The organism is Peribacillus sp. NPDC097198, from assembly GCF_044762055.1.
Taxonomy (GTDB): Bacteria; Bacillota; Bacilli; order Bacillales; family DSM-1321; genus Peribacillus.
In genome coordinates this window covers 412516-426356 of the sequence record NZ_JBIWDO010000001.1, presented here as the reverse complement: position 1 = coordinate 426356, position 13841 = coordinate 412516, and the positions used below count along the sequence as shown (strand labels likewise).

14 protein-coding genes are annotated in these 13841 nt (G+C 41.6%); all 14 read left to right on the top strand.

Annotated features, from left to right (window positions below):
• Positions 1-63 precede the first annotated feature (63 nt).
• Positions 64-1305 carry a serine hydroxymethyltransferase gene (locus tag ACIQXQ_RS02020; RefSeq protein ID WP_402870321.1) on the top strand — a complete coding sequence of 414 codons (1242 nt, stop codon included), beginning with the start codon at positions 64-66 and terminating at the stop codon, positions 1303-1305.
• A gap of 257 nt (positions 1306-1562) precedes the next feature.
• Positions 1563-2192, top strand: a complete 630-nt coding sequence (gene upp / locus ACIQXQ_RS02015; protein ID WP_402870323.1) for a uracil phosphoribosyltransferase — start codon at positions 1563-1565, stop codon at positions 2190-2192.
• A 21-nt stretch (positions 2193-2213) separates the two neighbouring features.
• The gene (gene wecB, locus ACIQXQ_RS02010) at positions 2214-3353 is read left to right on the top strand and encodes a non-hydrolyzing UDP-N-acetylglucosamine 2-epimerase (RefSeq protein WP_402870325.1); all 1140 of its coding nucleotides are present in this window, start codon (positions 2214-2216) and stop codon (positions 3351-3353) included.
• 98 nt (positions 3354-3451) lie between these two features.
• A complete protein-coding gene (locus tag ACIQXQ_RS02005; protein WP_402954882.1) occupies positions 3452-5683 on the top strand; it encodes a S8 family serine peptidase in 2232 nt (743 codons plus the stop codon).
• A gap of 482 nt (positions 5684-6165) precedes the next feature.
• Positions 6166-6534, top strand: coding sequence for an ATP synthase subunit I (locus ACIQXQ_RS02000; protein ID WP_402870330.1), 369 nt, complete (start codon positions 6166-6168; stop codon positions 6532-6534).
• 22 nt (positions 6535-6556) lie between these two features.
• Positions 6557-7252: a F0F1 ATP synthase subunit A gene (gene atpB / locus ACIQXQ_RS01995; protein WP_402870331.1), complete on the top strand. Its 696-nt coding sequence runs from the start codon at positions 6557-6559 to the stop codon at positions 7250-7252.
• 63 nt (positions 7253-7315) lie between these two features.
• Positions 7316-7540 (top strand): F0F1 ATP synthase subunit C, encoded by a 225-nt coding sequence (gene atpE, locus ACIQXQ_RS01990; protein ID WP_402870332.1) that lies wholly within the window; start codon positions 7316-7318, stop codon positions 7538-7540.
• 168 nt (positions 7541-7708) lie between these two features.
• A complete protein-coding gene (gene atpF, locus ACIQXQ_RS01985) occupies positions 7709-8230 on the top strand; it encodes a F0F1 ATP synthase subunit B (RefSeq protein ID WP_402870335.1) in 522 nt (173 codons plus the stop codon).
• Positions 8227-8763: a F0F1 ATP synthase subunit delta gene (locus ACIQXQ_RS01980; protein ID WP_402954879.1), complete on the top strand. Its 537-nt coding sequence runs from the start codon at positions 8227-8229 to the stop codon at positions 8761-8763. The genes atpF and ACIQXQ_RS01980 overlap by 4 nt, the downstream gene beginning before the upstream one ends.
• A 24-nt stretch (positions 8764-8787) precedes the next feature.
• On the top strand, positions 8788-10296 hold the full coding sequence (atpA, locus tag ACIQXQ_RS01975) for a F0F1 ATP synthase subunit alpha (protein ID WP_402870337.1): 1509 nt from the start codon (positions 8788-8790) through the stop codon (positions 10294-10296).
• A gap of 37 nt (positions 10297-10333) precedes the next feature.
• Complete coding sequence (locus ACIQXQ_RS01970; RefSeq protein WP_402870340.1) at positions 10334-11194, top strand: F0F1 ATP synthase subunit gamma; 861 nt, start codon at positions 10334-10336, stop codon at positions 11192-11194.
• Positions 11195-11281: 87 nt separating this feature from the next.
• Positions 11282-12679 (top strand): F0F1 ATP synthase subunit beta, encoded by a 1398-nt coding sequence (atpD, locus tag ACIQXQ_RS01965; RefSeq protein WP_402870343.1) that lies wholly within the window; start codon positions 11282-11284, stop codon positions 12677-12679.
• A gap of 24 nt (positions 12680-12703) precedes the next feature.
• Positions 12704-13105 carry a F0F1 ATP synthase subunit epsilon gene (locus tag ACIQXQ_RS01960; protein ID WP_402870346.1) on the top strand — a complete coding sequence of 134 codons (402 nt, stop codon included), beginning with the start codon at positions 12704-12706 and terminating at the stop codon, positions 13103-13105.
• Between the two features lie 355 nt (positions 13106-13460).
• Positions 13461-13835, top strand: coding sequence for an NADH-quinone oxidoreductase subunit A (locus ACIQXQ_RS01955; RefSeq protein WP_402870349.1), 375 nt, complete (start codon positions 13461-13463; stop codon positions 13833-13835).
• Positions 13836-13841: the final 6 nt, after the last annotated feature.

The window sequence follows — 13841 nt, the reverse complement described above, 5'->3', positions numbered from 1 at the left end:
AGGGCATGTTGTACATAATGGAAAAAGCGAATAATCCCGCACAATTTGAGGAGGAGTTACGGAATGAATCGTTTGGCAAAACAAGATGAACAAGTATTTAACGCAATCCAACTGGAATTAGGGCGACAAAGAAGCAAGATTGAGCTTATTGCATCTGAGAACTTCGTTAGTGAAGCTGTCATGGAGGCTCAAGGATCTGTTCTAACGAATAAATATGCTGAAGGGTATCCTGGAAAACGTTACTATGGTGGATGTGAATATGTCGACATCGTAGAAGACTTGGCACGCGATCGCGCAAAGGAAATATTTGGTGGCGAGTATGTAAATGTACAACCTCACTCTGGTGCCCAAGCGAATATGGCCGTTTACTTTACTGTTCTTCAAACAGGTGACACAGTGCTTGGGATGAACCTTTCCCATGGTGGCCACTTAACGCACGGCAGTCCTGTTAACTTCAGTGGAGTGAACTATAACTTCGTTGAATATGGTGTGGACGAAAAAGATCACCGTATCGATTATAATGATGTATTGGAAAAAGCCCGTCAGCATAAACCGAAATTGATCGTAGCGGGTGCTAGCGCATATCCACGTGAAATTGACTTTAAACGCTTCCGTGAAATTGCCGATGAAGTTGGAGCATATTTAATGGTGGACATGGCACATATCGCCGGTTTAGTGGCTGCAGGTTTGCATCCAAGCCCAGTTCCATATGCTGATTTCGTAACGACAACAACCCATAAAACACTTCGCGGACCACGTGGCGGAATGATTATTTGTAAAGAAGAGTTCGGCAAGAAAATCGATAAATCTATCTTCCCTGGTATTCAAGGCGGCCCGTTAATGCATGTTATTGCGGCTAAGGCAGTGGCATTCGGTGAAGCGCTTCAAGATGATTTTAAAGGATATGCTCAACAAATCATCGATAATGCTAAACGCTTGGGTGAAGGTCTTAAGAAAGAAGGATTCACGCTTGTATCTGACGGTACGGATAATCATTTAATCTTACTTGATGTTCGTTCAACAGGACTTACAGGAAAGATTGCAGAAAAAGCATTGGATGAAATCGGAATCACCGTCAATAAAAACGCAATTCCTTATGATCCGGAAAAACCATTCGTTACAAGTGGTATCCGTATCGGAACGGCGGCCGTGACTTCTCGTGGCTTCGGGTTAGAAGACATGGATGAAATTGCGTCACTCATTGGTCTTGTTTTGAAAAATAATGAAGATGAAGCGAAACTTGAAGAAGCGAAACAACGCGTTGAAGCTTTGACAAGTAAATTCGATTTGTATCCTTCATTCTAATATGTAGAGCCGCTTCCTTTCTGGGGAAGTGGTTTTTTTACGTAGTGCACGTGATGGAAAAAAGATATATAAGTCATTGTGTTCCGAAAAATCTAAATACTAAAAATAGGTCTGACATCTAAAGGCTTATTGAAGATTGAATCTTTTTTCTGTAAAATGAGTAGAAGTGAAATTTAAAGGGCATAAAAAGACTTTAGATGACTATGGCAAGTATGAAATATAAACAAAATCAGGCACTGGAATGGGAGAGATGAAAAATGGGAAAAGTTTTTGTTTTTGACCACCCGTTAATTCAACACAAATTAGCTTATATACGCGATATAAATACAGGAACAAAGGAATTCCGTGAACTAGTGGATGAAGTGGCATCATTGATGGCATTTGAAATCACTAGAGACATGCAACTTGAAGAAGTTGAAATCCAAACACCTGTAAGCAAGGCGAAGGTGAAAATGCTTGCTGGTAAGAAAGTGGGCATCGTTCCGATCCTACGTGCGGGAATAGGGATGGTTGACGGAATCATTAAGTTGATCCCAGCTGCAAAAGTAGGACATGTGGGTCTGTACCGTGACCCTGAAACATTAAAGCCTGTTGAATACTATGTGAAAATGCCAAGCGATTTGGCTGAAAGAGAATGTATTGTTGTTGACCCAATGTTAGCTACGGGCGGTTCTGCTATTGAAGCGATCAATTCGATTAAGAACCGTGGGGCAATCAATATCAAGTTCATGTGTCTCATTGCGGCTCCAGAGGGAGTGGAAGCATTAAAAGAAGCACATCCGGATGTTGATATTTACATTGCAGGACTTGATGAGAAGTTGGATGAACACGGATATATCGTTCCAGGTCTAGGTGACGCAGGAGATCGTTTATTCGGCACAAAATAGAAAGAAACTGAGGTGTCACGAATGAAACAACCGATCAAGGTCATGACGATTTTCGGAACGAGGCCGGAAGCTGTCAAAATGGCTCCCTTAGTACTCGAATTTCAAAAGCACCCAGAATTTTTCGAACCTATAGTTGCTGTAACGGCACAGCATCGACAAATGCTAGATCAAGTTTTGGACTTGTTTTCCATCGTTCCCGATTATGACTTGAATATAATGAAGGAAAGGCAAACGTTAGCGGATATTACAACCAGGGCTTTAAGTGGGCTTGATTCCGTAATGAAAGAAGCCAAACCCGATATTGTTCTGGTACACGGTGATACCACCACAACTTTTGTTGCGAGCTTAGCCGCCTTTTATAATCAAATCGTCATTGGACATGTGGAAGCGGGGTTGCGTACATGGAATAAATATTCCCCTTACCCTGAAGAGATGAACCGCCAATTAACGGGCACGATGGCTGACCTTCATTTCGCACCGACTGCCAAAGCGGAAGAGAACTTGTTGAATGAAAACAAGAGAGGCAATATCTTCGTGACCGGTAATACGGCAACGGATGCTTTGAAAACGACGGTTCGCTCCACGTATTCCCATCCGGTTTTAACTGGGTTGGGCAAAGACAGGCTTGTTTTACTGACGGCTCATCGTAGGGAAAATCTAGGAGAACCGATGCGCAATATCTTCAGGGCCGTTAAAAGAATCGTGGCGGACCATGAAGATGTTCAAGTGGTTTATCCAGTACACTTGAATCCTGCTGTACAAGAACTTGCCAATGAGATTCTCGGCGATCATCCCCGTGTCCATTTAATTGAACCGCTGGATGTTTTGGATTTTCATAACTTTGCTTCCAGAGCGTATTTGATTTTGACGGATTCCGGGGGGATTCAAGAAGAGGCCCCTTCACTAGGGGTCCCTGTCCTTGTATTGCGGGATACGACTGAACGTCCTGAAGGAATCAACGCGGGTACCTTGAAGCTGGCAGGAACGGACGAGCGGACAATTGTACAAATGGCGCATGAATTGCTGAACGATCCCGAAGAGCACGAAAGAATGTCAAAGGCCTCAAATCCATATGGTGACGGAAACGCATCAGCCCGGATTGCTGAAGCGGTCCGATACTATTTCAAGCAAATAAGTGAACCACCAACAAGATTTGAATAATAAAAAAGGAAAAGCCAATATCCAAGGGCTTTTCCTTTTTTTATTGTATACTCCTCAATCGTTGAGAAGAAGATAATGGGGAAGGAGGGTGCATTAAAATGAGAGCAATCATTATAGGTATATTTATATTTATTTTTTTATCCACATTCCCCCTTCCGATTGAAAGGGGAGTGGCGTCTGTCATACTGCCCCCACTACCCAAAACGGCTGAATCCCAAAAAGTTAGGGCTGTTGTCACGACGGATCGACCGCTAAGCAATAGGGAGATTATAAAGGTACTTTCTAAATATCCATCACTGAATCTGCGCAATGTTTTTACGGTCGCCCTTGACGGATTTTCCGTACAGGGGAACAGGGAGGAGGTTAAGCGGCTTTGGAAGGAAGATCATATTCAAGCTGTTTCGGAAGTGTCAAAATATCATCCGGCGCTTGATGAAAGCGTCCCATATATTGGCGGCGATCGGGTAAGGAGCTTTTTCGATCAGAAACATCGTCGTATAACTGGAAAAGGAGTGAAGGTCGGTATTATCGATACGGGAATGGATTATACCCATCCGGATTTACAGCATGCGTACAGAGGCGGTAAGGACTTAGTGGATGACGATTCTGACCCGATGGAGACAACGAATCAGGGGGAAATGAACACGATTCATGGAACTCATGTGGCTGGCATCATTGCCGCAAATGGCAAGATGAGGGGAGTGGCCCCGGAAGCTGAAATCTATGCTTACCGTGCATTAGGACCTGGCGGGGCAGGAGATACTGAGCAAGTTTTGGCAGCCGTCGAGTCGGCCATCAAGGATAAAGTCGATGTTTTGAATCTTTCTCTTGGGAATGACATCAACGGACCTGATTTACCGATTTCACTTGCACTAAATAAGGCGGTGGAATCAGGAATTGTTGCTGTCACATCCAATGGTAATTCAGGTCCGGCCGTATGGACGGTCGGATCACCAGGAACGGCGGAGAAAGCGATATCCGTCGGGGCCTCGACTCCTCCTTTGAAAGTGCCTGTTATGGAATACGGGCTTGGTTCAAACCACTATCAATCAGATTTAACCTTGTTGCAAGGGTCGAAAAAATGGAATCTGACCTTTTCGGAAGATATCACGTATGGAGGTCTTGGGGAGGAAAGTGACCTAAAGAGGGTGAAGGATAAGATTGTTTTAATGGAGCGCGGAGTACTCACTTTTCAAGAAAAAGCGACCAATGCTGAGAAGGCTGGGGCCAAGGGCGTCATCATCTTTAATAATACAAATGGTATGTTCACAGGTAGCCTGGAGAAAGAGATGAGAATACCAGTTGCTTCTATTAAAAGAAAAGATGGGTTACGCCTTAAAAAGGAATTGGAAGGTCAAGCACATGGAAAAGTCCACTTTGTAAACAAGAAGGAACAAGATAGGCTGGCTGATTTTAGCTCAAGAGGTCCTGTGACGGTGTCATGGGATATTAAACCAGATGTGCTTGCCCCAGGAGTGGAAATCACGAGCACAATTCCAAAAGGGTACATGGCTCTAGCGGGAACGAGCATGTCCGCTCCGCATGTAGCCGGAGCATGTGCACTTATCTTGCAAAAGCACCCGAACTGGACACCCGAACAAGTGAAGTCGGCATTGATGAGCACGTCCAAGCCATTAAGTAAATCCGTTCAGCATTTGTACCATACCTATGAGCAAGGGGCAGGGCGAATCCAAATTGATGAAGCGATAAAAGCGGATACACTCTTATACCCGAGTTCCTTATCATTTGGAATGTACACTAAAAGGGATGGTATCGAGGAACACCAACAAACATTGATTCTTGAAAATACAGGAAAGAATAAAAAACGGTACACGATGATCGTTCCTTTACAAGAAAAAGGGCTGAATTGGGATTTGCCACAATCCCTTACTTTAAACCCTGGGGAAAAGAAGGAAGTGCAATTGGGGCTTCAAGTAAGTCCAGAGAAACTTAGTAAGGGTGTGTATGATGGCTATCTCTTGATAATGGAAGGTAATAAGAAAATATCGCTCCCTTATTTATATGTAAAAGAAGAGCCTGATTACCCAAGGGTGATGGGATTTGAATTCGGAAAAGGAGATCAAGCCAGTACGTACCGTTATGAAATGTATCTCCCACGAGGAGCAGAGGAATTCGGGATTGCACTCTATGAGGCAGATAGTCTGAGATTTGCTGGGTTCATGGATTGGTCCAGACCAGCTTCATCCGGTATGACGAAAAAAACCATTTTCAAAAAGGATTTACCACCCAATGGAGTGTATAAAGCGATTATCTTTGCGAGGAGGGGAGGAAGGGAAGATCGGATAGAAAAGACGTTACTTATTGAGTGAACATGACAGATGTGTAAAATAAAACTGATGTCAATAGTCAAAAAAAGATATTCTGTGAACAATTCAGTAATATTTACAAACCTGTGACAAATTTCACTAACGACACATTGACATTGATTCTAGCCTATTGTATGCTAACTAAGGATGTAAAATGAGAGGGTTTTCAAATGCCCGACATGCAGAATTTTACAGCATGGATTTTTTTTCTATCCTCCACCAAATTCAACCGCGAGGATGCAACTTTGCATCAAAAGAATTGCCTTCCTTTATGGCAGGGGCTGTTGTTTTGATGTCAGCGATTCTTTCTCAACTAGTCGGATCTTTTGTCAATCCATTTCACCTTCTAAGGGAAATGAATGGACGAACTATGATTCGAACCGCTGCAATTATAATAATTGGCCTTCTTTGTGAACTTGCGTCAGTTAGTTTACAAGCAATGCTCCATTCAGTACGAAAATATTTCTCAGGAGATTAAATGTAAAATGCCAGAAATAAAAATCATGTTCAACAGGCAGAGTAAATATATAGTTTATCTTCTGGCGGTTTATGTTGTTGGATGGGGACTTACGAGTTACCAAGCCGTGTTTGCGGGGCTTATACTGGGTACGATTTTGAGTTTATATAATTTATGGCTGATCAATCAAAAAATCAAGAAATTCAGTCGAGCGCTTGATGAGGGCAAAAAAGTCAAATCTCTTGGTACATTGACACGAATGGCATCCGCAGGTTTTGCGGTACTCGTTGCATTGGAATATCCGGAGCATTTTCATCTGATTAGTGTTGTATGGGGATTAATGACAGCTTATATTGTCATTTTTATAGATTTTTTCATCCAATTAATACGTCGATAGCGGGGAAGAGAGGTGAATATAGTTGAATCATGAAGCACCCTTACATGAATTTATGGGTCTAACCTTTAACTTAAGTAATGTCCTAATGATAACGATAGCAAGCCTGGTTGTATTTATCCTTGCAGTAATTAGCACACGCAAACTTGCGATGAAGCCAACTGGCATGCAGAATTTCATGGAATGGATTATGGATTTCGTTAAGGGTATTATCAATAGTAACATGGACTGGAGAACAGGTGGTCAGTTTCAACTGCTTGGTATGACTTTGCTGATGTACATTTTTGTGTCCAATATGCTCGGTCTTCCATTTGCAATTAGTTACGATGGTGTCCTTTGGTGGAAATCACCAACAGCCGACCCAGTTATCACATTGACTCTTGCAGTCATGGTCCTAGGTTTAACGCATTATTATGCTATAAAAATGAAAGGCGCGAAGGGTTATTTCAAAGCTTATAAAAACCCAATGACTTTCGTAGAGGAATTTACCAATTCTTTGACACTTGGTCTGCGTCTGTATGGTAATATTTATGCTGGTGAGGTTTTATTAAGTCTATTAGCTGGTTCTTTAGCTATGAGTGGAGCTCTAGGTTTTGTCGGAGCGATCGTTCCTACTTTAGTATGGCAAGGCTATAGTATTTTCGTCGGCAGTATCCAAGCATTTATCTTTGTTACGTTAACAATGGTTTATCTGTCTCATAAAGTCAGTGACGACCATTAATTATAAGTTCATTTTGAACTGAAATAATAAAATTTTGATACAATTTTAAGGAGGATATTTATAATGACAGGTTCAGTAGGTCTTCTTGCAGCAGCAATCGCAATTGGTTTAGCAGCACTAGGTGCTGGTATTGGTAATGGTCTTATCGTTTCAAGAACAGTAGAAGGTATCGCTCGTCAACCAGAAGCTCGCGGTATGCTTCAAACTACAATGTTCATCGGGGTAGGTTTAGTTGAGGCGATGCCTATCATCGCAGTAGTTATCGCATTCATGGTATACGGTAGTTAATAGAACCTTTAAAAAGTTCAAAAATGGCGAAGTTCGTTCCATGTGAACCTTCGCCTTTCCTTTATGTCCACAATCCTGTTTTAATACATTTTAAGAGCACAGTTTTCTAAAAGTTCATTTATAAATGAACGCTTAAGAAGTGAAACTCGTGAAGGGAGTGAACCAAGCGTGTTAACAAGCAGCTTTGTACTTGGGTCATCAACTGCCGGCTTCAATGGCGGAGATATGATTTTCCAATTAGTTATGTTTATTATTTTGTTAGCGTTGCTGAAGAAATTTGCATGGGGTCCTCTAATGGGCATCATGACTCAACGTGAAGAACACGTTGCAAATGAAATTCAAGCAGCTGAAGCTAGCAGACAAGAAGCACTTAAATATTTAGAAGAACAACGTGAGATCGTTAAGCAATCTCGCACTGAAGCTGGACAACTTATCGAAAATGCAAAACTTCAAGGTGAAGCGCAGCGTGAAGATATCGTGAAACAAGCACGTCTTGAGGCTGATCGTGTGAAAGAATCAGCGAAGCGTGAAATCGTACAGGAAAAAGAAAAAGCCATCAATGCATTACGCGAGCAAGTGGCATCTTTATCCGTTCTTATTGCTTCTAAAGTAATTGAAAAAGAACTATCTGAAGCTGATCAAGAGCAATTGATTAATGAATACATTCAAGAGGCAGGAGAAGGTAAATGAGCGATATAACAGTAGCAAAACGTTATGCCGTTGCCCTTTTCCAAATTGCGAAAGAGCAAAATCTCATTAACCAACTTGAAGCTGAACTTCGCGTAGTGAATGAAGTTTTTACAAACGATAATGAGCTATTAAGCTTTTTAGCTCATCCTAAAATGACTAAAGATGCTAAGCGTACTGTACTTATCAATGCTTTTACAAGCATTTCTCCTTCCATTCTAAACACTGTACTGTTAATGGTAGAACGTCATCGTACAGATGAAGTACCTGCCATGGCACAAGAGTTTATAGAACTTGCGAATGAAGAAAATTCAGTGGCAGACGCTACAGTCTATACAGTACGTCCATTAACTGAAAACGAAATGGAAGCTGTGTCTTCATCTTTTGCTGCAAAAATCGGCAAAAAACATTTACGCATCACTAATGTTACGGATAGCAATATTCTTGGCGGCATCAAACTTCAAATCGGTAACCGTATTTACGACGGAACGATTAGCGGTAAGCTTGATCGCCTAAGCAAACAACTATTAGGTTAATATTCACAGATAGGGGTGAAATTCATGAGCATCAAAGCTGAAGAAATCAGTGCGCTGATTAAAAAGCAGATTGAAAACTATCAGTCGGAAATTAAAGTAAGCGATGTAGGTACAGTTATCACTGTTGGTGATGGTATCGCTCGCGTTCATGGTTTAGATAATGCAATGGCTGGGGAGCTCTTAGAATTTTCTAATGGTTCAATGGGATTAGCACAAAACCTTGAGCAAAATAACGTAGGTGTTGTTATTCTTGGACCTTTCAGAGATATTCAAGAAGGCAGTGAAGTACGCCGTACGGGCAGAATCATGGAAGTACCAGTTGGAGAAGAATTAATCGGACGTGTTGTAAACCCGCTTGGACAACCTATTGATGGTCTTGGTCCAATCGCTACTACAAAAACTCGCCCAATCGAAAGTCCTGCTACAGGTGTTATGGACCGTAAATCCGTTCATGAACCACTACAAACAGGTATTAAAGCAATCGATGCTCTTGTTCCAATCGGACGTGGACAACGTGAGTTAATCATCGGTGACCGTCAAACTGGTAAAACATCAGTTGCAATCGATACAATCTTGAACCAAGCTGACCAAGATATGATCTGTATCTACGTAGCTATCGGTCAAAAAGAATCAACAGTTCGTGGAACAGTTGAAACACTACGTAAGAATGGTGCTCTAGATTACACAATCGTTGTATCTGCATCAGCTTCTCAACCAGCTCCACTATTATACCTAGCTCCTTATGCTGGTGTAACTATGGCTGAAGAATTCATGTTCTCAGGCAAGCACGTTCTAGTGGTTTACGATGATCTTTCTAAACAAGCATCTGCATACCGCGAACTTTCCTTGCTGCTTCGCCGTCCTCCAGGTCGTGAAGCATTCCCAGGGGATGTATTCTACTTGCATTCACGTTTACTTGAGCGTGCTGCTAAATTGAACGACACTTTAGGTGCTGGTTCAATCACTGCACTACCATTTGTTGAAACACAAGCAGGCGACATTTCTGCATACATTCCAACAAACGTTATTTCCATCACTGATGGACAAATCTTCTTACAATCTGATTTGTTCTTCTCAGGTGTACGTCCTGCGATTAACGCTGGTCTTTCCGTATCACGTGTTGGTGGATCTGCGCAAATTAAAGCGATGAAAAAAGTTGCCGGTACATTACGTCTTGACTTGGCTTCTTATCGCGAATTAGAAGCATTCTCTCAATTCGGATCTGACCTTGATGCTGCTACTCAAGCTAAACTTAACCGTGGTGCTCGTACAGTTGAAGTTCTTAAACAAGATTTGAATAAACCAATTAAAGTAGAAAAACAAGTTATGATTTTCTACGCATTAACAAAAGGCTTCCTAGATGATATTCCGGTTTCGGATATCCTTCGTTTCGAAGAAGAATACTATGTGTTCCTAGATCGTTCTCATCCAGAATTATTAGATCACATTCGCACAACAAAAGGTCTTCCTGAAGACGCTGCTATGGTTGCTGCTATTAACGAATTCAAAAAGAACTTCGTTATTTCTGAATAATAAGGTCTAAATAATTTTTAAAGGGTGGTGAGAATGAATGGCCTCTTTACGCGATATTAAGTCTCGGATAACTTCAACGAAAAAGACGAGTCAAATTACAAAAGCGATGCAAATGGTATCCGCTTCAAAAATGAACCGTGCGGAAGCTAATGCTAAAGCATATGTTCCATATATGGAAAAAATTCAAGAAGTAGTATCTAGTATTGCGAACGGAAGCGCGGATGCATCTCATCCAATGCTTGCCAAGCGTCCAGTGAAGAAAACCGGTTACCTGGTGATCACATCGGACCGTGGTTTGGCAGGGGCATACAACAGTAGCGTCCTTCGTCAAGTTCATAAAACAATTCTTGAACGCCATAAATCCAATGATGAGTTTGTCATTATCGCAATCGGAAGGGTTGGCCGTGATTTCTTTGTCAGCCGTGGCATGCATGTAGAGCTTGAAGTAATCGGTGTTCCTGATCAGCCGTCTTTCGCTGACATCAACACACTTGCTAAATCGACAGTGAATTTGTATCTAAATGAACTGTGTGATGAGCTTTATATGTACTATAACCATTATGTCAGCCCAATCCAACAGGACGTAACGGAAAAGCAAGTCCTTCCGTTATCGGACTTTGATACTTCCAATGCTCAATTGACATCTTATGAATTTGAACCGAATGCGGAAGAAATTCTTGAGGTTTTACTTCCTCAGTACGCTGAAAGTTTAATTTATGGTGCATTGTTAGATGGTAAAGCAAGTGAGCACTCTGCACGTATGACAGCAATGAAAAATGCAACCGACAATGCGAAAGAATTGATCGATTCACTTTCATTGCAATATAACCGTGCACGTCAAGCCGCAATCACTCAAGAAATTACCGAAATTGTCGGTGGCGCAGCTGCTTTAGAATAGATGTAATGATGGGGGCGGTCCGGCGGACGATGCTTGGCCGTTCCATAAATATGATAGTCGTTATAAGCAACGTAAGGAGGGAAAACGATGAATATAGGACGCGTTACTCAAGTTATGGGTCCGGTTGTTGACGTGAAATTCGAAGACGGACAACTTCCTAAGATCTATAACGCGTTAAGAATCGAAAATAAAGCGTCTGGTACAGGACTAACTCTCGAAGTAGCCCTTCAACTAGGTGATAATACAGTTCGTACTGTTGCAATGTCTTCCACGGACGGTTTAACTCGTGGTGCAGAAGCACTTGATACAGGAGCACCGATTTCCGTTCCTGTAGGTGATGTAACTCTAGGTCGCGTTTTCAACGTATTAGGGGAAAATATCGATCTATTTGATCCACTTACAGCAGATGTACGTCGTGATCCAATTCACAGACAAGCACCAACTTTTGAGGAACTTTCAACACAAGTTGAAATCCTTGAAACTGGTATCAAAGTAGTAGATTTACTTGCACCTTACATCAAAGGTGGTAAAATCGGTCTCTTCGGTGGAGCCGGTGTTGGTAAAACTGTACTTATCCAAGAACTTATTAACAACATCGCCCAAGAACACGGTGGTATTTCCGTATTCGCTGGTGTAGGTGAGCGTACTCGTGAAGGGAATGACCTTTTCTACGAGATGACTGACTCTGGTGTTATTAAGAAAACAGCGATGGTATTCGGACAAATGAACGAGCCACCAGGTGCACGTATGCGTGTAGCTCTTAGTGGCTTGACAATGGCTGAATATTTCCGTGACGAACAAGGACAAGACGTTCTTTTCTTCATCGATAACATCTTCCGTTTCACTCAAGCAGGATCTGAGGTTTCTGCCCTACTAGGACGTATGCCTTCAGCGGTTGGTTACCAACCTACCCTTGCTACAGAAATGGGTCAATTACAAGAGCGTATCACTTCAACTAATAAAGGTTCTGTTACATCTATCCAAGCAATTTATGTACCTGCCGATGACTATACGGATCCGGCTCCAGCTACAACTTTCGCTCACTTAGATGCAACGACTAACCTTGAACGTAAACTTTCTGAAATGGGTATCTACCCTGCGGTTGATCCATTGGCTTCTTCTTCTCGTGCGCTTAGCCCAGAGGTTGTTGGAGCAGAGCACTATAATGTTGCTCGTCAAGTACAATCAACATTACAGAAATATAAAGAACTTCAAGATATCATCGCAATCTTGGGTATGGATGAATTAAGCGAAGACGAGAAAGTAATCGTTGCTCGTGCTCGTAGAATCCAAAACTTCTTGTCACAAAACTTCCACGTGGCTGAACAATTTACTGGTCAAAAAGGTTCTTACGTACCAGTAAAAGAAACAGTTCAAGGATTCAAAGATATCCTAGCTGGAAAATATGACGAGCTTCCTGAAGATGCATTCCGTTTAGTTGGCCGTATCGAAGAAGTTATTGCTAAAGCAAAAGAAATGGCTTAATTAAGGGAACTAGGAGGTAATGAAATGAAGACCATTAAAGTCAATGTTGTTACTCCCGATGGCCCAGTATATGAAGCAGAAGTTGAAATGGTAAGCACGAAAGCTAAAAGTGGTGAGCTGGGAATTATGGCTGGACACGTTCCAACCGTAGCTCCCCTTACTATCGGTGCTGTTCGTCTTAAAAATGGAAACAACACAGACTATGTAGCTGTAAATGGTGGCTTCCTAGAAGTTCGCCCTGATGTGGTAACCATTTTAGCTCAATCTGCTGAAAGAGCTGAAACTATCGATCTTGCACGTGCTCAAGCAGCAAAAACACGTGCAGAACAAAGATTGCAGAACAATGATGGATCTAATGACTCGAAAAGAGCTAATTTAGCACTTAAACGGGCTGTAAACCGGATTCAAATTGCAGAAATGCGATAAATTTCAAAGAAAAAGCACCCCACTTTCCACTTGGAAAGTGGGGTGCTTTTTTATATTTTAGCAAAAGGCCACATTGAATTAATCGGTTGTCACATCATGTAGTACGATGTTGACAAGTATAAAATATTATCGGATTAGGAGGAAAAGTATTTCCCTATTTGATTCGCTGAGCCATGACACTGCGTTTTACGGAATGTTATAATGTATACGCTTACATTTATTGGATGTAGTCTCGGAATATCAGATTGCTTCTAAAAAAAGGTGTACCCGCATACTTTTTTAAAACGGGGTTACTTACCTAAAATGAAGACAAGTGTACCATTTAAACATGATTCTTCTATAAAGGGTGATGGACATGGGACAGCTGCATATTTACCAAAATAATTATTTAATTGTATTCGTTTTCCTCAGCTTAGGAATCTTACTTCCACTAGTGGCGCTATTTCTTGGAAAGCTTCTTAGACCAAATAAACCGAATGAGATGAAATATACGACCTACGAAAGTGGAGTGGAACCTTTTCAGGACTCCAGGGTCCAGTTCAATGTCAGGTATTATTTATTTGGATTGATGTTCGTCATCTTTGATGTAGAAACCGTTTTTCTTTATCCTTGGGCGGTTGCATATGATGAATTGGGATTGTTTGCTCTGATTGAGATGCTATTTTTTGTCCTTATCCTATTGTTAGGCCTAATTTATGCTTGGAAAAAGAAGGTGTTAAAGTGGAATTGAAATTAG

Bases quoted from the DNA above. Each gene is read 5' to 3' on its own strand.
- ACIQXQ_RS02020 (WP_402870321.1), top strand. From the start codon at position 64: ATGAATCGTTTGGCAAAACAAGATGAACAAGTATTTAACGCAATCCAA.
- upp (WP_402870323.1), top strand. From the start codon at position 1,563: ATGGGAAAAGTTTTTGTTTTTGACCACCCGTTAATTCAACACAAATTA.
- wecB (WP_402870325.1), top strand. From the start codon at position 2,214: ATGAAACAACCGATCAAGGTCATGACGATTTTCGGAACGAGGCCGGAA.
- ACIQXQ_RS02005 (WP_402954882.1), top strand. From the start codon at position 3,452: ATGAGAGCAATCATTATAGGTATATTTATATTTATTTTTTTATCCACA.
- ACIQXQ_RS02000 (WP_402870330.1), top strand. From the start codon at position 6,166: ATGCCAGAAATAAAAATCATGTTCAACAGGCAGAGTAAATATATAGTT.
- atpE (WP_402870332.1), top strand. From the start codon at position 7,316: ATGACAGGTTCAGTAGGTCTTCTTGCAGCAGCAATCGCAATTGGTTTA.
- ACIQXQ_RS01980 (WP_402954879.1), top strand. From the start codon at position 8,227: ATGAGCGATATAACAGTAGCAAAACGTTATGCCGTTGCCCTTTTCCAA.
- atpA (WP_402870337.1), top strand. From the start codon at position 8,788: ATGAGCATCAAAGCTGAAGAAATCAGTGCGCTGATTAAAAAGCAGATT.
- ACIQXQ_RS01970 (WP_402870340.1), top strand. From the start codon at position 10,334: ATGGCCTCTTTACGCGATATTAAGTCTCGGATAACTTCAACGAAAAAG.
- atpD (WP_402870343.1), top strand. From the start codon at position 11,282: ATGAATATAGGACGCGTTACTCAAGTTATGGGTCCGGTTGTTGACGTG.
- ACIQXQ_RS01960 (WP_402870346.1), top strand. From the start codon at position 12,704: ATGAAGACCATTAAAGTCAATGTTGTTACTCCCGATGGCCCAGTATAT.
- ACIQXQ_RS01955 (WP_402870349.1), top strand. From the start codon at position 13,461: ATGGGACAGCTGCATATTTACCAAAATAATTATTTAATTGTATTCGTT.